Source organism: Bacillus sp. WC2503, assembly GCF_052682895.1.
Genome location: NZ_JBQYMD010000001.1, coordinates 3,264,928 through 3,284,659 on the forward strand (window position 1 = coordinate 3,264,928; position 19,732 = coordinate 3,284,659).

Genomic DNA, 19,732 nt, shown 5'->3' on the forward strand with positions numbered 1-19,732 from the left:
TATCATTGCCGCACCACAACTTCATTTGTTTGCAATGGGCCATATGAGACTGCTTTATGTTGAAATGTGTATGTAGCCTTAAACAATGCAGTTTTAACCGCTTTATCTTTATTTGCTTTTAATTTACAACTTAGTTCCACCTTCTCGTTCGGCAATAAATTATCGATTCTCCACCTTACAAGCTGGAATAAAAACTCGCTCATCCCCTTATTAACCTGCAGAGAATTCGGAATATACGAAAAGTAATCTCTAATCATATGACTTACAACGACTCGTGAAATCACTTCAATTCCTTTATTTTCAACTTCAATTCGCATAATAAGTATGTCGTTTACATCATAGATTAGTTCATATGAAAATTTTTCTTCATACATACTACGGATTTGTAATGTAACTGCTACATTAGGAAGTTCGCCTTCCTTTTTTGAGCCATCAATCCACAATACCGGCTGTAACGGTATTGTATCCCTTCCTTGATCCGAAATTCGCTTCCATATTTTCATAATATATATTCACCTCATTTCAGATGTACCATCCATACAATTCTATTCTTTCGCTTTACACAATAAACTACAAAAATGATGAACGCTTGTTACAAACGATATTTAATAGTTCCCTTCCTTTTATCCTATTCGACAATATAAAGAAAAAACCATTTTTCAACTGTTAACAGGAAGTATTCTTACTGAAATATTTTTTACAATTTACTTCATTGACTTTATAACAATATTCAGTATTGCTCACTCTTTTTCTTTCCATACAAAAGGATATTTTGGTGAAAGAAAAAGTTTGCCTTTTAGTCAAATTTGACTATAATATTCTTTATGGCATGTCAGTGCACTTATGTAAGAGAATTTAAGAGGAACTATGCTTTAGATTTTTATGCGTTGCATTTAAAACTTAATATAGTTTACTTATTATTAAAGGAGGGGCATATTTGGAAACTCAACTATCAAAAAAAGACTCCAACAATACAAAGTTTGTTGTTGCTGGTTTACTACTTGGTATTTTAATGGCAGCAATGGATAATACAATTGTTGCAACCGCAATGGCGACGATTGTCGGAGACTTAGGAGGATTTGACAAGTTTGTTTGGGTCACATCGGCATATATGGTAGCAACAATGGCAGGGATGCCTATTTTCGGAAAACTTTCTGATATGTACGGACGGAAACGTTTTTATATTGGTGGACTCATTCTTTTCTTATTCGGTTCTGCACTTTGCGGGACAGCATCTAGTATTGAACAATTAAGTATTTATAGAGCAATTCAAGGTATTGGTGGTGGCGCCCTTATGCCTATCGCCTTCACAATTATGTATGACATATTCCCGCCAGAAAAACGTGGGAAAATGACAGGGCTATTCGGTGCAGTTTTCGGGACATCAAGTGTATTTGGACCTTTATTAGGTGCCTATATTACGGACTATATAAGCTGGCATTGGGTCTTCTATATTAATATTCCATTAGGGCTTATCTCCTTCTTCTTCATTACTAAATACTACAGTGAATCTCTAGAATTTAGAAAACAAAAAATTGATTGGGCTGGTGCTATTACACTTGTCATTAGTATTATTTGCTTAATGTTCGCACTAGAACTTGGTGGTAAAACGTATGCATGGGGCTCTAATGTAATTATCGGTTTATTTGCAACTGTTGTTATTATGCTTATTATTTTCTTCTTCGTAGAACGAAAAGCAACTGAGCCTATCATTTCTTTCCATCTATTTAAAAAACCTTTATTTGCAGCTAGCCAAGGCGTTGCCTTTTTCTATGGTGCTGCTTTTATCATCTGTACAGTTTATATCCCAATCTTCGTTCAAGGTGTTCTCGGAGGTTCAGCCTCAAATGCTGGATTAATTTTAACACCAATGATGGTCGGCTCTGTAATCGGAAGTCAAACAGGTGGACAGTTAGCTTCACGAACAAGCTATCGTAACATTATGATGGTATCTGGCGTTTTCTTCGTTCTTGGTATTTATTTACTAAGCACCTTAACAATGGACACACCTCGTATGCTCGTAACGCTATTTATGGTCCTCGCTGGACTTGGGGTTGGTTTCTCATTCTCAGTTTTAAGTATGTCTTCTATCCATAAATTAGAAATGAGAGACCGTGGTTCTGCTACATCAACAAACTCATTCTTCCGTTCACTCGGTATGACTCTTGGTGTAACGATTTTCGGTACAATTCAAAATCATATTTTTATTAATAAATTAAACACTGTGTTCCCTCCTGAACTTGCAAAATTAGCTCCAAAAGGTGGAGACACAAGTTTCTTATTATCACCAGGTGCTACCGAGAAGATTCCAGCAGAAATATTAACTGGTATTAAAGAAGCTCTCGCTACATCTATTGCCAACACATTCTTCTGGGCACTGATCCCAGCTGTACTAAGTATTATTTGTATTTTACTTATGGGAAATGAACGCCTATTTACAGGACCGAAAGCGAAACAAAAGCAAAAACAAGTAAGTTAGTATAAAAAAAGGAACGGCATATCCCTTTATGAAAAAGGATATGCCGTTTATAATATGTATAAAATCAAACTTTAATTAGTAGGGATACAGTTTTTATGTACAGGAGTTGAGACAGAATGAGCATGAAATTAGTCATTCTCGGCTTGCTACTCGAAGGAGATAAACATCCATATGAAGTGCAGCACATAATGAAAGACAGACAGATGGATTATTATATTAAATATGCAAAAGGATCACTTTATTACGCCTTCGAGCAATTAGAAAAGCAAGGTGCAATTCGCATTACAACTATTGTTCGTGATACGAATAGACCAGATAAAACAATCTTTCATATAACAGAGGAAGGTAAACAACTATTTCACACGTTACTCTTAAAACAGTTCGAAGCAAAAAACCAAATATATAAACCAATTTATTCAGCACTTTCTTTCACTCATTTTGGTGATGATCAAGAATTGGTTCCAATTTTAGAAAAAAAGAAACATGATACCGTTCAATATTTACATAAAATGCAAACTATATATGATTGCAGTAAAGGAAAAATTCCACGTGCACAACTATATATTTTACAAAGTGTTATTGAGCATATTACCGTTGAATTACAATGGTTAAGCACCCTCCTTAACGATGCCATAGCAGGACGACTTTCAAAATTTGATGTAGATGAAAATTGAGCGAGTAAAGAAGACGTTCCCTCTTCTTTACTCGCTCAATTTTTCTATATTTTCACATTCCATTATATATCATTAATCTGAAAAACACCTAAATTATTCAGAATATTAAGAAATAAAACCTTTAGAATTTTCTTATTTTAAAACAGTAGACAAAATTCCAAAAATTGTGTTAGAATTTGTTTCAATATCATATCGCTTGTTAAATTCCTTTCAAAAGGAAAATAGGTACACGAAAATTTCGTTTCGTGTTTAAAAGGGAAGCTTGGTGAAACTCCAACACGGTCCCGCCACTGTAAATGCTGAGATTTCTTTGTTAGTGCCACTGTGAGAACGGGAAGGTGAAAGAAATTATATGAAGCATAAGTCAGGAGACCTGCCTGTTTTAACAACACTGATAGATTCACGGATGATGATGAGGTGTTAAAACAAAAAGGAAGGCTTATTTTCTATGTCTTTGTACTTTTTGTTATAAGTATTTCCTAGTAAACGGAAATGCTTACTTTCAATTAGGGAGGAATTTAAAATGGCAATTCAAACAAGTAACTTAGGTTATCCACGTATCGGACTACAACGAGAATGGAAAAAAACATTGGAAGCTTTTTGGTCCAATAAAATTGATGAAGAACAATTTTTAACAACGATGAAAGAAATTCGCCTTCAACACGTAAAAGTACAGCAAGAAAAAGGAATTGAACTCATTCCAGTCGGCGATTTTACATATTATGATCACGTTCTGGATACTGCTTATATGTTAGGTTTTATCCCGTCACGTTTTTCTGAGTTTACATCTTACCTTGATGTATATTTTGCAATGGCGCGTGGCTCTAAAGATCACGTAGCTTCCGAAATGACTAAATGGTTTAACACAAACTATCATTATATTGTTCCTGAATATGAAGAGGGATTACAAATCTCTTTAAAAGATAATCGTCCACTTCGCTTATACGAAGAGGCAAAACAAGAATTAGGCGTAGATGGAAAGCCTGTTATTTTAGGACCATATACTTTCTTAAAATTAGCAAAAGGCTATAAACAAGATCAATTTGCTACTATTTTAAAACAGTTAGTTACACCTTACGTACAACTACTTTCAGAACTACATGCGGCTGGTGCACAAATCATTCAAGTTGATGAACCGATTTTCGCTTCTTTAACTAAAGAAGAAATTCAGCATGCGAAAGAAATTTATGAAACTATTCGTAAAGAAGTTCCAAACGCGAATCTTCTTTTACAAACATATTTTGATAGTGTAGAAGAAAACTATGAAGAAATTATTACATTCCCTGTATCTAGTGTTGGTTTAGATTTCGTTCACGGTAAAGAAGGTAATTTAAATGCTATTGCGAAATACGGATTCCCAGCTGACAAAACTTTAGCAGTCGGTTGTATAGATGGCCGTAACATTTGGAGAGCGGACCTTGATGAAATTCTTACGTTATTTACAACGTTACAAAAACAAGTCCAAACAAAAGATTTCATCGTTCAGCCTTCTTGTAGTTTAATGCATTCACCAATTGATAAAACCGAAGAAACTCACTTATCGACTGAACTATTTGATGCGCTAGCATTTGCAAACCAAAAATTAGAAGAACTAGTTCTTATTCATTCTGCTTTGACTCAAGGTACAGAAAGCATTAGTAACGAACTTGAAACATATCGCAATGCGCACCATACAATACGTTCATCTGCTGCACGTAACCGAGAAGATGTCAAAGCAGCACGAACAGCACTAAAAGAAGAAGATTTTTCACGCCCTCTTCCATTTGAAAAACGATACGAATTACAACAAGTTGCTCTGCAGTTACCGTTGTTACCAACAACAACTATCGGTAGCTTCCCGCAAACAACTGAAGTTCGTCAAACGCGAAAAGAATGGCGTAACGGCGTTATCTCAAATGAACAATATGAGCAATTTATTGAAAAAGAAACAGAAAAATGGATTCGTTACCAAGAAGAAATCGGTCTTGATGTTCTTGTTCATGGTGAATTTGAAAGAACTGACATGGTCGAATACTTCGGTGAACGTCTTGCTGGTTTCTCCTTCACTAAAAACGGTTGGGTACAATCGTATGGTTCCCGTTGCGTGAAACCACCTGTTATTTATGGTGATGTTGCCTTTATAAATGGAATGACTATTAAAGAAACTGTATACGCACAAAGCTTAACAGAAAAAGTAGTAAAAGGTATGCTAACTGGACCTGTCACTATTTTAAATTGGTCATTCGTTCGAAATGATATTTCAAGAAAAGAAGTTTCCTATCAAATTGCATTAGCACTTCGTCATGAAATTGAATTACTTGAATCGTCTGGAATTAGAGTAATCCAAGTCGATGAGCCAGCGCTTCGTGAAGGAATGCCACTAAAAGAAAAAGATTGGGATGCATATATTACATGGGCAGTTCAATCCTTCCTTTTAGCAACATCTTCTGTAGCCAATGAAACGCAAATTCATACGCACATGTGTTACAGTAACTTCGAAGATATTGTAGATGCTATTCGTGCATTAGATGCGGATGTCATTTCTATCGAAACATCACGTAGTCACGGAGAATTTATTGATACATTAAAACATACAACATATGAAAAAGGGATCGGTCTAGGGGTATACGATATTCATAGCCCACGTGTACCGAGTAAAGATGAAATGTTTGAAATCGTAGAACAATCTTTACAAGTATGTGATCCTAAATATTTCTGGATTAATCCTGACTGTGGTTTAAAAACAAGAAAAACAGAAGAAGTTATTCCAGCTTTAGAACACATGGTGCAAGCAGCAAAAGATGCTCGTTCCCTTTTAAAAACAAATGCATAACAAAAATGGGTTATCCTTCCTTAGGATAACCCATTTTTTATTCTTTACTTTCAAAAAAGAATTCGTATTGTAGTTTATATAACTCATCATCCGTTGGTTCTTCAAGAGGAATTACCTGCAATACAACTGTATACTCACCATTTGGAATAGGAATTTGAAATTTATTTGAAAGAATACTCGTTACAACGATACATTCATTTTTAATTGTAAAAGGAACCGTAACTGTTCTAATTACTTCTTCTTTTTCAATATGTTTTCCACAAGTCACTTTTATTTCACAAGTATAATCAGAAAGTGCTTCAAAAATAACAGTTCCATCCGCCTTAGCATAACCTCTATCAAAATCTTCATCCGTCCAGTCTACGTAAGGCTGTTCACCGTCATAGTTCATCAACATTAATTGTGAATAAGAAATTGTTAACTCCATCGTTCCCCTTCTCCTTCATTATGAAATATGTAACACTACTTCACTTCAAATTTCACACGCGTACCATCTGGATATTTATCTAACTTATTTCCTACCCAAGAACCTGCTCCGCGATTATCCGCTGGACTTATATATTCAATATGCGCCCCTTTTCCGCCTTCTTTACACATCGCCATTGGCCATTCATCACGATCATAGCCTTTTTTTGATGGATATGGAGCTAACGATAATTTCCTTCTATCTCCAGCACCACCACGATCAATTGTACAAACTTCTGAATGTCCTTCTTTTATAGCATCCGTAATATGTTTCCCTGTCTCTGGATATCGCTCTTTCGGAAATTCTAGAACTTGATCATACGCATTCGTTTTTTTGATACTTGTTTCCTCTGGAACAAGTACTTCATACACCGCTACTACAATAGAAAGAATTGCAATAATTGAAATGATAATACCTTTTAATTGCTTCATGTATACCTCCATGATTCTACCAGTTTCTTTTCCTCCGTTATTATAACAAACTTCTCCTGTATATGTTTTCAGACATTATTTTAGCTCTTCTTCGCCATTCCGCCAAAAATCTCTCATTTTTCTTCATCTTTTCACTAATGCTGTAGAAAACTAATAACCTTCCGACATTCTTTTTCAAAGGAAGTCCTCATAAAAAGATTGAAATGATATATACGATACTTTTTGGGGAGGAAATAACATGGAAGCTATCTATAAAACAAAAGATGTCACGAATAAAACAGGCATCCCAAAACATATAGTCCGTAAATATAGTCAACTGTTAGAGGAACATGGGTATATCATTTCAAAAACAGCTGATGCTCGTATTTATAAACTGGATGATTTAAAACTATTGAAATCTATACATGAAAGAGCTGCTAAACTGCAAGAAGATATTTCAGAAACGATACCTATTATTTTAAAAGAAAAAGAGGCCCCGCCTGTACCCGCTATACAAGATAAGCAAGAAATACAAACGAAAGAAAAAGAAGATGGGCGTAACTTTGAGGAGTTCATGTTAAAACTCGAAATGCTCGCTCAATTAAATGAAGCAATTATTCATCAAAATTCTACTCTAATTACACAAAATCGTTTGAAAGATGAAAAATTAGATGAATTGATGCAACAAGTTTATGTAAAAGAAGGCTCTCAAGAAAAAATGCTACAAGAGTTAGTTGATCACGCCGCTCAAACAGATGCCTTGCAAAAAGAAAAGATGGACTTATTAATGAATCATATGTATAAACGAGAATCCAAGCAAGAAGAAAAAATGAATAAACTCGTTAATCAAATTTATCATAAAGACAGTAACCGTGATACACAACTTATGCAAGTTATTCGCGAAATTCAAGAAACAAAAAGAATGGTCGCCGCCTCAAAAGAACAAGGTTTCTTCCATTCATTTAAAAGTTTATTTAGCCGAACAAAACAAGAAAGAACAAACGAATAAACAATATACAATAAAAAGTTACCTTCCATCGGTAACTTTTATTCCTTACTTCTTACAGCTGGTAATATAATAATCGCTTCAGTACCTTTTCCGCTTTCGCTTTTATATTCCAGTGTACCATTATGCGCTTGTAAAATACTAAATGTCACCATAAGTCCTAATCCTGTCCCTTTTTCTTTTAAAGAATAATACGGTTGTCCAAGCCTTGCTAACTGTTCTTTTGTCATACCAACGCCACTATCTTTAACTCTTATTACGATTGTTTCGTCTTTTTGAACAGCCGTTACTTTTAAATATCCTTTATTTCCTTGAATTGCTTCAATACCATTTTTAACAACATTCATAATAGCTTGCTTCAATTTCGTCTTATCACCAATCGTATAAAGGCTCTCAGAAATCTCAACTTGCAAATATACACCTTGCATCGCTGCAAATGATGACATTAAAGTAGTCATTTCTATAAGTTGCGCGGATAAACAAATGTGTTCTTTTTTCTCAATTTGCGGTCTTGCTAAATTTAAATAATCTGAAATAATTTGTTCCGCCCGATCTAATTCAGCTAATACGAGACGCATATAGTCCTTATTCTTCATTTCTTCCGTACTTTCTAGCAATTGGATAAATCCACGAACAACAGTGAGCGGATTTCGAACCTCATGTGCAACACTTGCTGCTAATTCACTTACGATATTAAGTTTTTCTGATTTTTGCATCTCAGTACGTAGTAATGCGTTTTCATTTAAATATTCCGTTAAATACACCTGAAATACCATAGTCATAACCATAATAAGCGAGGCAAATATAAATCCGCTATATATTTGCGAAATATACGGTGTAAAACCTGTTTCTAACAGCACATTAATTATACCAAATACTAGAAAAACCAACACATAAAATGACGAAATCATAAATGCTAAAATTAGCTTCTTACCCCTTGAAAAAAGAGACCATTTCTTTGATAAGAACAATGGAACTATCAATAGAAATATTACTTCTACAACTGGAAGAATGCTCATTCCTTTTAGTGCCCATTCATATGTAACAAAAATAACTGCTGGGATTAAACCGACAATCCCACCATATAAAAAACCACTGACAATTGGGATTGGGTGAAAGTTATACCCGCAAACATTGTCAAAACAAATAGAATATGTCATGGAGAGAACGAGCGTAACGCTAGATAAAAACATAATAAAGTAACGATTCGGCTTCGGAGGCATTTCTTGATAGCGATTTAAACGAATCGCTTCATATAAAAATAATGGCAAAATAATGATGGCAATTTGGATCAATAAATCACGGATAAGCTCCATAGCCTCTCATCCCCTATATGTATTTTGATATGATTATATCATTTTATTAGTGTATTTGTTTTAAAATTTTGATTTTTCTTAACATATTTGTTAATTCTTTGTTAACAACACATATTAATTGTTACAGATTTTCGAAATGATTGTAAACCCTGTACCAAATTTCCTTCATGCAGTATACAATGAATACGGATTACAAAGAAAATATAAAAAATACTTCACTAGACGGACAACTATAGTAAAATACAGCATATAATCCATACTATCTATGTTTACAAATAAGTGATCATTACTTTAGTAGGAGGAAGATAAATATGGCAGGTACTACGCTTGTTTTAAAAGAAGAAAATTTGGTAGTTCTAGAAAATGTTGAAAAATCAGTGTATGAGGAATTACAGCATAAAACAGGAGAAGCAGATTGCACATGTGCTGTGAACGAATCAGTTGTTCACCTTGGCAAAGTATCCTCTGTACTTTGGAATGAAGATGAAATAGATTGGGAATACGGATACTAAAAAGCCGCTTATAGCGGCTTTTTTTCTGTTCTCTCTTTCTAAATTTCATATACAAAGCGCAATCATAGAAAGTATGATAAAATGAACTTAATTTTCAAACGGAAGAAAGGGAGATACAATGGAACAATTCATTAATCCTAGAGTAAAGGACATCCAAATTTCTGGAATCCGCCAATTCTCTAATATGATTCAAAACTATGATAATCTTATCTCTTTAACAATTGGGCAACCCGATTTCCCTACACCTTCTCTCGTAAAAGAAGCGGCAAAACGGGCCATTACAGAAAATTATACAAGCTACACACATAACGCTGGTTTACTAGAATTACGAAAGGCCGCTTGTAACTTTGTAAAAGATAACTACGATTTACATTATTCAGCTGAAAACGAAACCATCGTTACAATCGGTGCTAGTGAAGCAATTGACGTTGCATTCCGAACGATTTTAGAGCCCGGGACAGAAGTAATTTTGCCTGCTCCTATTTATCCAGGTTACGAGCCTATTATTCGACTATGCGGCGCAACGCCAATTTTTGTAGATGTTCGTGAAACTGGATTTCGTTTAACTGCTGCAGCACTAGAAAATGCTATTACAGAAAAAACGAGATGCGTCGTACTGCCATATCCTTCTAATCCAACTGGTGTAACTTTATCAAAAGAAGAATTAAAAGATATTGTATCAGTCTTAAAAGATAAAAATATTTTTGTTCTTTCAGATGAAATTTACAGCGAACTTGTATACGAAGAAAAACACACATCTATCGCCCATTTCCCAGAAATGCGTGAAAAGACGATCGTCATTAACGGTTTATCTAAATCACATTCTATGACTGGCTGGCGTGTTGGACTTTTATTCGCACCAAACTATTTAGCAGGACATATTTTAAAAGTTCATCAATACAATGTAACATGTGCTACTTCAATCGCCCAATATGCCGCAATCGAAGCATTAACTGCCGCTAAAGACGCACCGAAGATGATGCGCCACCAATACAAAAAACGCCGTGATTACGTATATAATAGACTCACTCAAATGGGGCTAACAGTTGAAAAACCAACAGGTGCATTTTACTTATTCCCATATGTTGGCCATTTAACATCTTCATCATTTGATTTTGCACTTGATCTAGTAAAAGAAGCTGGACTAGCCATCGTTCCTGGAACAGCATTTTCTGAGTATGGTGAAGGTTATCTTCGCCTTTCCTATGCATATAGTATCGAAACTTTAAAAGAAGGCTGTGATCGTTTAGAAGCCTTTCTACAAAAAAAAGCTAAGAGTTAAACTCCTAGCTTTTTTATGCATAATGATCACATGTTTGACGCTTCAATAATTTATGCGGAATAATGATACACTTGGCAGTAGATTCAGCATTCTCCACTTTATCAACTAAAGCTTTTGCTGCTTCATATCCTAACTGATATATATTCACATCAACTGTTGAAAGCGGCGGACTCGCAATTTCTGATAATAAAGCATTATTAAAGCTTACAATTGAAACGTCTTTCGGTACAACGAATCCTTTTTTAGAAAGCGCACTTAACACACCAAGTCCAATTAAATCATCCGTAGCTATAATTGCTGTCGGTGGTTGTTTTAGTCCCATTAACTCTTCAACAGCTTGTTGACCACTTTCCCTTGAAAAATCAAAATGTAAAATATACTCTTTCGGTAATACAATGTCTGCTAATTTTAAAGCATCACTCATACCTGCTAAACGATCTCTTGTTACAAGTAAATCTGAGCCACCACCAATGAACGCGACCTGTTTATGTCCTAGTGAAATTAAATATTCTGCCACTTCTCTTGCAGCTGTATAATTGTCATTATCTACATATGTGATTTCATCTTTTCGATCATATGGTTTTCCAATTAAAACAAACGGGAAGTTTTGGTCATGCAAGTATTGAATAATCCGATCGTTCTCTCTTGAATATAAAAGAATAATACCACCAATTTGACGCCCTTGTACCATTTTTACAACACCATTAAAAATTTCATCTTCCGTTTCACCTGTCGACATATAAAGTGCATACCCTTCCACATGTGCAAATGAACTAATTCCTCTTATAACTTCCGGGAAAAACGGATTTTGAAAAGCTTTACTTGCAGAGCTTGGCATAACAAGACCAAGTGTCTTCGTCGTTTGGTTCGCAAGGTTTCTTGCATTTAAATTTGGATGATATCCTAATTCACTCATTACTTTTCGAACACGGCGCTTTGTCTTTTCACTTATACTTGGATTATCAGCAATTACACGAGAAACAGTTGATGGTGCTACGTTCGCCTTCTTCGCCACATCTTTAATTGTAACTGTCATAAAAAATCCCCTCCTCTCACTTCTCTGCCATTTTTCATATATTTTATCTTGCACTCGTTGCAAGTCATAGGAGAAGTCATAAACTTTCATTTATTTATTTTATCTTGCAAAACTTATCATATTCTCCCTCTCCATGTATTGTAAGGGATATAGCTCTTTTTTCCTATACTATAATATACTATTTATTTCACTTATTTTCACATGTGATGTCAAATCTCTTTTCATCTCCCTATAAAGCTTTTTATAGGGAGATGAAAAGAAAAATGGGACGTAATGTCCCATTTTTCATCCTTTCGTACCTCCAGCTGTTAAACCAGAGATAAAGTATTTTTGTAGTGATAGGAATAAAATTGAAATTGGGATTGCAATTAATACTGAACCCGCTGCAAACGTCGTAAATTCATTACCAAATTTCTTCGCTACCATTTCATATAATCCAACTGCTAAAGTATAATTTTCTGGTGTGCGCAAAATGATACTCGCTAAAATGAAATCTGTAAATGGACCGATGAAAGTGAATAACGCTACAACCGCTACGATTGGCTTTGCAAGCGGCATAATGATTTGCCAAAAAATACGAAAATGCCCTGCTCCATCCATACGAGCTGACTCATCCAATTCTTTCGGAATCGTATCAAAATACCCTTTCATAAGCCATGTATTCATAGGGATTGCCCCGCCTACATAAATTAAAATTAATGCAAGGTGTGTATCAATTAATCCTGTTAACTGCGCTAATACGTATAGAGCGATTAACGCTGCAAAGTTCGGAATCATTTGCAGAATTAAAAATGTTAGTAAGCCATTTTTTCTTCCAACAAAACGGTATCTCGAAAATGCATAAGCAGTAAAACTAATTGCTAACACTGAGAAAATCATCGTTAAAACACTTACTTTTAATGTGTTTTTATACCATAGTAAGTAATTACTATTCTCTAGATCTAATAACTTACGATAATGATCTAACGTTGCATTTTGCGGAATAATACTTGATCCAGATAAACTATCACCCGGATTAAACGATGAGCCAATAATCCATAATAATGGATAGAAAATTATGGCACACATTACAAAAATAACGAAATAGCTTAATGAGAGACGTAACATCTTCTGTCTTTTAATATTCATTTACATCATATCCTCTTCTTGGAATGATTTTGTTCTCTTAAATTGCCATAACGCAACTGTAATAACGATTAACGATAAAATCATTGTAAGAGCTGCTGCTTTCCCGTACTGCGCTGAAGTCATCGTCAACTTATAAATCCATGAAATTAAAATATCTGTTCCACCTGCATCTTGTCCAGCTACAGCAGGTCCTCCGCCGTTAAATAGATAGATAATACTAAAGTTATTAAAGTTAAACGTATATTGCGTAATTAATATTGGTGCTGTTGCATATAAAACAAGTGGCAATGTAATTTTACGAAACTGTTGCCAAGCTGTCGCTCCATCTACTGTAGCCGCTTCATATAATTCTCCTGGAATCGATTGCAAAATACCTGTTGTCATTGCAAAGACGAATGGGAACCCAAGCCACGTTTGAATCATAATTAAAGCTATCTTCGCCCAAAATGGATCTGTCATCCAAGCTATCTTTTCAATTCCGAATAACGCCAATACTTGATTGTTAATTGCTCCAAACGTTTCATTAAACATACCAGAGAAAACAAGAATAGATACGAATGCTGGAACAGCCCACGGTAAAATGAAGATTGTTCGAATAATTGCCTTCCCTTTAATACCAGGCTGATTTACGATAATCGCTAAAAAAATACCGAGTGCAACTTGTAATGTCGTTGCAACGAATGTCCAAATGACCGTCCAAGAGAATACACTTAAAAATGTCTCTCTCCACATCGGTAGTGTGAAAATATCAATAAAGTTTTTAAAGCCCACCCAATCTACTAATTTAGCTGGAGGAGAATGATATAAATCATAGTTCGTAAATCCAATTAAAATTACGAAAATGATTGGAAATACAACAACAAAGATAAGTAGTAGAAAACCTGGCGAAACCATTAAATACGGAAAGCCTTGATCTAATAAATTACGGTATTGCTCTTTTACAGAGTTTAAAGGTGTTCCGATATCACGTTTCTTTCCATTTTGATACGCATCATATAAATTAAATGCATATATTCCGAGTCCAAACCCGATAACGATAAGTGCTAAGATCCCTTCCACTAATAGAAAGACAGAATGATCACGTGGAACTTCTGTACCAAGCGTTACAATCCCCCATAATCCCATATTTAATAAATCAGCAAAGGCTACAATAAATGAACCTGTTAATACTAGAAAAATAAGACCTTTTACAAATTGTTTATTATACATTTGGCCCACGCCCGGAATGATTGATAACATGGTTGCCATTTTCCTATGTTTTGAACCGTTCATATCTTTCATTGGTTCCATAGATGTTTGCATATTCCTTCCCCCTTTTTTCTTCCTACTTGGAAGGGAGAGAATTCGTGCCCCTCATATTAGAGGCACGAACTTCACCTTATTTTTTCTTGTTATGATTTGCCTCAATATTACCTTTAATTTGCTTCACTGCACTATCAAGAGCTGCTTTTGGCGCCTCTTTATCTGTAACAACTAATTGAAGGGCATCTCCAGCTGGTTTCCATACTTCTTGCATTTCTGGAATGTTTGGCATTGGAATTCCATTTTCTGATTGCGTTGCAACCGCTTTTGCAGCTTCGTTATCTTTAATAATCGGATCTTCCATTACTGATTTTACTGGCGGAATTTCTTTCGTTTTCTCAAATCTAATTTTCGCGTTTTCTTCATTCGTTACCCATTCAGTGAATTTAGTAGCTAAATCATTTTGTTTAGAGAAGCTTGTTACATGCCATCCTTTTACCCCAACGAACGTTTTCATCGGTTGACCATTTGGTAATTTTGGCATTGGAGCAACACCATAATCAATTCCGTTCTTTTCCATCGCTTGGAACGCCCATGGTCCGTTCATGATAGAAGCTGCTTTTCCTTCATTAAATAATCCATCAGCAGCAGGTCCACCAGATTCACCGATAATACCTTTCGGGAATAGTTTTTCTTTGTACCATTTCTGAAGATATTCAGCACCTTGTACAGCACCACTATTATTTAACCCAACATCACTTGCATTTGGTTTTCCATCTTTTTCACCAAACACATAACCACCCATACCTGCCATGAATGCATTAGCAAAGTAGAAATTATCTCCTAATGTTAAAAATCCGTACTTGCCATCCTTTGTAAAATCTTTTGAGAAGTTAAACAATTCGTCCATTGTTTCTGGTGCTTTTTGCATAAACTTTTTATTGTAAATAAAGACTGGTGTTTCAATCGCTTTTGGTAAGCCATATAGTTTCCCGTTATATGTCTGTGCTTCTATTGATAAATCAGTAAACTTACTCTTAACAGCATCATCTGCTTTCACTTCAGAAAGTAAGCCCTCTGTTACTGCATTTCCGATTTGATCGTGTGGCAATGTTACAACATCCGGTCCAGTCCCCGCTGGTCCATCAAGACGTAACTTCTTCACTTGATCTGTCATTTGCATTTCAACAACTTTTACTTTTACTTTATATTTTTCCTCAAAGCTTTTCACTGCTGGTTCTAAACCAACGCCTTTTTTATCATCTTCCCAAACGAGAAGGTCATAGTCTTTCTTCGCTTTACTTTCCTCTTTTTTCCCTGAATCTTTCGGCCCACATGCAGATAACATACCAATTGATAATGCCGAAACCGTTAATAATGATAATGCTTTCTTCATCCCCAAAAACCTCCCTAAATTGTCTATGTACCTCACTAATTGAAAACGTTTGCATTTGAAAGTTTAATAGAAGCGCAAACCTTATCTCAAATCTATGAAAACGTTTGCGCTATTTGTCTATCATTATACATTCTTTTATTCATTTTGCAAATATTAATTTTAAAAATAATGTCATTATGCTCTTTATACATTGACTTTATATGAAATGAATACTACTCTTATAAGCAATATTAAAGCTAATAGAAAGGCAATCGTTTGCAATACAGGCTTTATTATTACATTTAAGGGAATAATATGTATAGAGATATTAAAGGGGGATTTTCTATATGCTTAAAGAAGCCGTTTACCATAGGCCGAAAGATAATTATGCATACGCTTACGATGAAAAAACAATTCACATCCGAATACGTACTAAGAGAAACGATGTTCAAATCGCCACTCTTATTTATGGTGACCCTTACGAATGGACAGATGGAAAATGGATTACGTCAAATACGCCGATGAACAAAACTGGTTCTACTGCATTATTTGATTATTGGTCCATTTCAATCGAACCAAAATTTAAGCGCTTACGTTATGGATTCGAATTAAAAACTGAGACAGAAACTCTTATTTATGCAGAACGAGGCTTTTTCTCAAACATTCCAGATGACGATGTCGGTAACTTTTTCTGCTTTCCATTCATTCATACAAAAGACGTTTTCATGGCACCACCTTGGATTAAGGACACAGTATGGTATCAAATCTTCCCAGAACGATTCGCTAACGGGGACAGCACATTAAATCCAGCAAACACCCTCCCTTGGGGAAGTACCGAACCAACTCCAACTAATTTTTTCGGAGGAGATTTTGCTGGTATTATTCAAAACCTTGATTACCTTGTTAAACTTGGGATTTCCGGAATATACTTCACACCTATTTTTAAAGCTCATTCAAACCATAAATATGACACTATTGACTACATGGAAATCGATCCGCAATTCGGGACGAAAGAAACTTTCAAAGAACTTGTTGGGGCATGTCATAAACACGGTATAAAAGTAATGCTCGATGCTGTGTTTAATCATAGTGGCTACTTTTTCGATAAATTCCAGGACGTACTAGAACATGGTGAAAAGTCAGCATATAAAGAGTGGTTCCACATTCATGAATTCCCAATTATAACCGAGCCACTTCCTAATTATGATACTTTCGCATTTACACCGTATATGCCTAAATTAAATACTGCACACCCAGATGTAAAAGAATATTTACTTGAAGTAGGGCGTTATTGGGTAAGAGAATTCAATATAGACGGTTGGCGCCTTGATGTAGCAAATGAAGTTGACCACTGCTTTTGGAGAGAATTCCGAAGTGAGATAAAGGCGTTAAATCCTGAAATATATATTTTAGGAGAAATTTGGCACGACGCCCTCCCATGGCTACACGGAGATCAATTTGATGCTGTCATGAGCTATCCTGTTACAAATGCTCTACTTTCTTACTTTGCTAACAATTCCATTAAAGCAAGTGAATTCATGAAACAAATTACAGAATCCCTACATTCCTACTCTATGAATATAAATGAAGCCGCATTTCATTTATTAGACAGCCATGATACACCAAGAATATTAACAACATGTAACGGAGATAAAAATAAGTTAAAGTTACTCTATGTATTCCATCTTTCTTACATCGGCTCTCCTTGTATTTATTATGGAGACGAAATCGGTATGGATGGCGGCATGGACCCGGATTGCCGCAAATGTATGATTTGGGATACAAAAGAACAAGACCATGTATTATTTACACATATACAAACATTACTTTCATTACGAAAACAATATAAAGCATTTGGAGGACATGGTACATTCCAATTCATCGAAGCAAATGATGAACATAATTACATTTCTTATACGAAAACATATGGAGATGAAACTATCTTTTTCGTTTTAAATCCTACTAACGATGAAATTACAGCTTCACTCCCTATCCATATTACAAGGAAGAAAATAGTCAATATATATACAAACGAAGAATTTTCAGCAGAAGCAAGTGTATTACAAGTTACACTTCCACCGCACGGATTCTCAATATTAAAATGGTAATAGAAAAAGCCTTATGCCGCTCGGACATAAGGCTTTTTCTTATTTCAATTTATACACCATTGCTTCATATGGACGCAATGTAACGTTTTCCATTAATCCATTTTCCGAGTCATAATTGTGTATTAACAGTTCTGATTCACTATAAACAATATTCTCAGGCAATTCAAATACACATTGATCCGCAGTGAAGTTTGCAATCACAAGTAGCTTTTCTTCTCCATATGTTCTTACATAAGCAAAAATAGAAGGGCTATTATCTAGTATTAAATCATACGATCCATACACAACTATTTCATTATTTTTGCGTAACTCAATTAATTTCTTATAGTAATAAAAAATTGATCCTTCGTCTTGGATTGCTTGTTTCACATTAATCTCTTTGTAATTAGGGTTTACCGTAATCCAAGGTTCACCCGTTGTAAATCCAGCGTGATACTGATCATCCCACTGCATCGGAGTTCTAGCATTATCACGACCTTTTATATAAATAGATTCCATGACTTTTTCTTTATCTTCACCACGGTCTATCACTTTTTCTTTATACATATTTAGCGTTTCAATATCTCGATATTCATCAATTGATTCGAATCGAACGTTAGTCATTCCGATTTCTTCTCCTTGATAAATATATGGTGTTCCTTTCATCATATGAAGCACCGTCGCTAACATTTTCGCAGATTCAGTACGATACATCCCATCATTACCAAAACGAGATACAACGCGTGGCTGATCATGGTTATTCCAATACAGGCTATTCCATCCTGTATGCTCTAATGCTTTTTGCCACTTTGTTAAATTCTGTTTTAAAGTAAGAAGTGGACATGGTTTTACATCCCATTTTCCGCCTTCTCCTGAATCTAAATCCATATGTTCAAATTGAAATACCATTTGTAGTTCTTTTCTAGCTTCTCCTGTATACAATTTAGCTTCTTCTGTCGTTACACCAGGCATTTCACCAACCGTCATAATATCATAATGAGACAATACTTCTTCATTCATTTCATGCAAATATTTATGAATGTTTGGACCGTTCATAAAATGCTTATGACCTGAAACATACCCCTCTTCTTCTGTTTCAACAGTCGGTAAACCTTCTTCTTTAGAAATAAAATTGATAACATCCATGCGGAATCCATCAATTCCTTTTTCTAACCAAAACTTCATCATTTCATAAACATCTTGTCTTACCTGTTCATTATCCCAATTTAAATCCGGCTGTTTTTTAGAAAACAGATGTAAATAATACTCATCTGTCATTTCATCATATTGCCATGCAGATCCACTAAAAGCTGCTCCCCAGTTATTCGGCTCTTTCCCTTCTTTTCCAGAACGCCATATATAGTAATCTCTATATTTATTATCTGTTGATTTACGTGATTCAATAAACCAATTATGTTCATCAGAAGTATGATTAACAACTAAATCCATCATAAGTTTCATATTACGTTCATGCATTTCATGTAATAGCTCATCCCAATCTTCCATTGTTCCGAACTCGTTCATAATTTTACAATAATCACTTATATCATAACCATTATCATCATTTGGAGATTCATAGACTGGCGATAACCAAATTACATCAATCCCTAATTCTTTTAAGTAATCTAGCTTTGAAATAATACCACGAAGATCCCCTATACCATCACCATTACTATCCAAAAAGCTACGAGGATAAATTTGATATACTACACTTTCTTTCCACCATTGTTTTTCCATTATGCTACCCCATTTCATTAGTAATTCATTCTTCTCTTTCTCCCAAGGCGCAAACGTTTTCACTAATGAATGATAACAGATTCTATCTTAATTTAAAATAGCGCTTACAATTTTTATCCTTCTTTTTCTAGGAAAACATATGAAAACTACTACATATCACTCGAATAAAT

Annotated in this window: 16 protein-coding genes and 1 riboswitch; of the genes, 7 read left to right on the top strand and 9 right to left on the bottom strand. The window is 35.0% G+C overall.

Annotation, left to right across the window (positions count from 1 at the left end):
* Positions 1-2: 2 nt before the first annotated feature.
* Complete coding sequence (locus tag ACUN26_RS16595) at positions 3-503, bottom strand: hypothetical protein (protein ID WP_000708174.1); 501 nt, start codon at positions 501-503, stop codon at positions 3-5.
* Between the two features lie 434 nt (positions 504-937).
* Between ACUN26_RS16595 and ACUN26_RS16600 the strand changes: the two genes are divergently transcribed.
* From ACUN26_RS16600 to metE, 3 genes are all read left to right on the top strand, one after another.
* Positions 938-2,479 carry an MDR family MFS transporter gene (locus ACUN26_RS16600; protein WP_000449890.1) on the top strand — a complete coding sequence of 514 codons (1,542 nt, stop codon included), beginning with the start codon at positions 938-940 and terminating at the stop codon, positions 2,477-2,479.
* A gap of 116 nt (positions 2,480-2,595) precedes the next feature.
* Positions 2,596-3,153 carry a PadR family transcriptional regulator gene (locus ACUN26_RS16605; RefSeq protein WP_000062055.1) on the top strand — a complete coding sequence of 186 codons (558 nt, stop codon included), beginning with the start codon at positions 2,596-2,598 and terminating at the stop codon, positions 3,151-3,153.
* Positions 3,154-3,359: 206 nt separating this feature from the next.
* Positions 3,360-3,548, top strand: a riboswitch (cobalamin riboswitch).
* Positions 3,549-3,676: 128 nt separating this feature from the next.
* Complete coding sequence (gene metE / locus ACUN26_RS16610; protein ID WP_001007623.1) at positions 3,677-5,965, top strand: 5-methyltetrahydropteroyltriglutamate--homocysteine S-methyltransferase; 2,289 nt, start codon at positions 3,677-3,679, stop codon at positions 5,963-5,965.
* 37 nt (positions 5,966-6,002) lie between these two features.
* Here metE and ACUN26_RS16615 read toward each other — a convergent pair whose 3' ends face one another.
* Both ACUN26_RS16615 and nucA read right to left on the bottom strand, forming a co-directional pair.
* Positions 6,003-6,392 carry a competence protein ComJ gene (locus tag ACUN26_RS16615; protein WP_000424018.1) on the bottom strand — a complete coding sequence of 130 codons (390 nt, stop codon included), beginning with the start codon at positions 6,390-6,392 and terminating at the stop codon, positions 6,003-6,005.
* Positions 6,393-6,427: 35 nt separating this feature from the next.
* Complete coding sequence (gene nucA, locus ACUN26_RS16620; protein WP_000811503.1) at positions 6,428-6,862, bottom strand: DNA-entry nuclease; 435 nt, start codon at positions 6,860-6,862, stop codon at positions 6,428-6,430.
* Positions 6,863-7,100: 238 nt separating this feature from the next.
* Here nucA and ACUN26_RS16625 point away from each other — a divergent pair, with 238 nt between their 5' ends.
* Positions 7,101-7,850, top strand: coding sequence for a DUF3967 domain-containing protein (locus ACUN26_RS16625; RefSeq protein WP_000387494.1), 750 nt, complete (start codon positions 7,101-7,103; stop codon positions 7,848-7,850).
* Positions 7,851-7,888: 38 nt separating this feature from the next.
* Here ACUN26_RS16625 and ACUN26_RS16630 read toward each other — a convergent pair whose 3' ends face one another.
* Positions 7,889-9,163 (bottom strand): sensor histidine kinase, encoded by a 1,275-nt coding sequence (locus ACUN26_RS16630; protein WP_000420366.1) that lies wholly within the window; start codon positions 9,161-9,163, stop codon positions 7,889-7,891.
* Between the two features lie 311 nt (positions 9,164-9,474).
* Between ACUN26_RS16630 and ACUN26_RS16635 the strand changes: the two genes are divergently transcribed.
* Complete coding sequence (locus ACUN26_RS16635; protein ID WP_000929282.1) at positions 9,475-9,675, top strand: hypothetical protein; 201 nt, start codon at positions 9,475-9,477, stop codon at positions 9,673-9,675.
* A gap of 118 nt (positions 9,676-9,793) precedes the next feature.
* The gene (locus tag ACUN26_RS16640; RefSeq protein WP_000434560.1) at positions 9,794-10,957 is read left to right on the top strand and encodes an aminotransferase A; all 1,164 of its coding nucleotides are present in this window, start codon (positions 9,794-9,796) and stop codon (positions 10,955-10,957) included.
* Between the two features lie 13 nt (positions 10,958-10,970).
* Here the strand turns inward: ACUN26_RS16640 and malR are convergent, their stop codons facing one another.
* From malR to ACUN26_RS16660, 4 genes are all read right to left on the bottom strand, one after another.
* Positions 10,971-11,993 carry a maltose operon transcriptional repressor MalR gene (malR, locus tag ACUN26_RS16645; protein WP_000219032.1) on the bottom strand — a complete coding sequence of 341 codons (1,023 nt, stop codon included), beginning with the start codon at positions 11,991-11,993 and terminating at the stop codon, positions 10,971-10,973.
* A 285-nt stretch (positions 11,994-12,278) separates the two neighbouring features.
* The gene (gene malD / locus ACUN26_RS16650) at positions 12,279-13,121 is read right to left on the bottom strand and encodes a maltosaccharide ABC transporter permease MalD (RefSeq protein WP_001022595.1); all 843 of its coding nucleotides are present in this window, start codon (positions 13,119-13,121) and stop codon (positions 12,279-12,281) included.
* On the bottom strand, positions 13,122-14,423 hold the full coding sequence (malC, locus tag ACUN26_RS16655) for a maltosaccharide ABC transporter permease MalC (protein WP_001195001.1): 1,302 nt from the start codon (positions 14,421-14,423) through the stop codon (positions 13,122-13,124).
* A 76-nt stretch (positions 14,424-14,499) separates the two neighbouring features.
* The gene (locus tag ACUN26_RS16660; protein WP_000709915.1) at positions 14,500-15,759 is read right to left on the bottom strand and encodes an extracellular solute-binding protein; all 1,260 of its coding nucleotides are present in this window, start codon (positions 15,757-15,759) and stop codon (positions 14,500-14,502) included.
* 326 nt (positions 15,760-16,085) lie between these two features.
* Between ACUN26_RS16660 and ACUN26_RS16665 the strand changes: the two genes are divergently transcribed.
* A complete protein-coding gene (locus ACUN26_RS16665) occupies positions 16,086-17,846 on the top strand; it encodes an alpha-glycosidase (protein WP_000910466.1) in 1,761 nt (586 codons plus the stop codon).
* Positions 17,847-17,885: 39 nt separating this feature from the next.
* Here the strand turns inward: ACUN26_RS16665 and malL are convergent, their stop codons facing one another.
* Positions 17,886-19,562 carry an oligo-1,6-glucosidase gene (gene malL, locus ACUN26_RS16670; protein WP_000415167.1) on the bottom strand — a complete coding sequence of 559 codons (1,677 nt, stop codon included), beginning with the start codon at positions 19,560-19,562 and terminating at the stop codon, positions 17,886-17,888.
* Positions 19,563-19,732 lie beyond the last annotated feature (170 nt).

Excerpts from the sequence above, each read along its gene's own strand:
- malL (WP_000415167.1), bottom strand. The coding sequence starts at position 19,562 with ATGGAAAAACAATGGTGGAAAGAAAGTGTAGTATATCAAATTTATCCT.
- ACUN26_RS16605 (WP_000062055.1), top strand. The coding sequence starts at position 2,596 with ATGAGCATGAAATTAGTCATTCTCGGCTTGCTACTCGAAGGAGATAAA.
- ACUN26_RS16595 (WP_000708174.1), bottom strand. The coding sequence starts at position 503 with ATGAAAATATGGAAGCGAATTTCGGATCAAGGAAGGGATACAATACCG.
- ACUN26_RS16640 (WP_000434560.1), top strand. The coding sequence starts at position 9,794 with ATGGAACAATTCATTAATCCTAGAGTAAAGGACATCCAAATTTCTGGA.
- malR (WP_000219032.1), bottom strand. The coding sequence starts at position 11,993 with ATGACAGTTACAATTAAAGATGTGGCGAAGAAGGCGAACGTAGCACCA.
- malD (WP_001022595.1), bottom strand. The coding sequence starts at position 13,121 with ATGAATATTAAAAGACAGAAGATGTTACGTCTCTCATTAAGCTATTTC.
- ACUN26_RS16635 (WP_000929282.1), top strand. The coding sequence starts at position 9,475 with ATGGCAGGTACTACGCTTGTTTTAAAAGAAGAAAATTTGGTAGTTCTA.
- ACUN26_RS16625 (WP_000387494.1), top strand. The coding sequence starts at position 7,101 with ATGGAAGCTATCTATAAAACAAAAGATGTCACGAATAAAACAGGCATC.
- nucA (WP_000811503.1), bottom strand. The coding sequence starts at position 6,862 with ATGAAGCAATTAAAAGGTATTATCATTTCAATTATTGCAATTCTTTCT.
- ACUN26_RS16615 (WP_000424018.1), bottom strand. The coding sequence starts at position 6,392 with ATGGAGTTAACAATTTCTTATTCACAATTAATGTTGATGAACTATGAC.
- ACUN26_RS16665 (WP_000910466.1), top strand. The coding sequence starts at position 16,086 with ATGCTTAAAGAAGCCGTTTACCATAGGCCGAAAGATAATTATGCATAC.
- metE (WP_001007623.1), top strand. The coding sequence starts at position 3,677 with ATGGCAATTCAAACAAGTAACTTAGGTTATCCACGTATCGGACTACAA.
- ACUN26_RS16660 (WP_000709915.1), bottom strand. The coding sequence starts at position 15,759 with ATGAAGAAAGCATTATCATTATTAACGGTTTCGGCATTATCAATTGGT.
- ACUN26_RS16630 (WP_000420366.1), bottom strand. The coding sequence starts at position 9,163 with ATGGAGCTTATCCGTGATTTATTGATCCAAATTGCCATCATTATTTTG.
- malC (WP_001195001.1), bottom strand. The coding sequence starts at position 14,423 with ATGCAAACATCTATGGAACCAATGAAAGATATGAACGGTTCAAAACAT.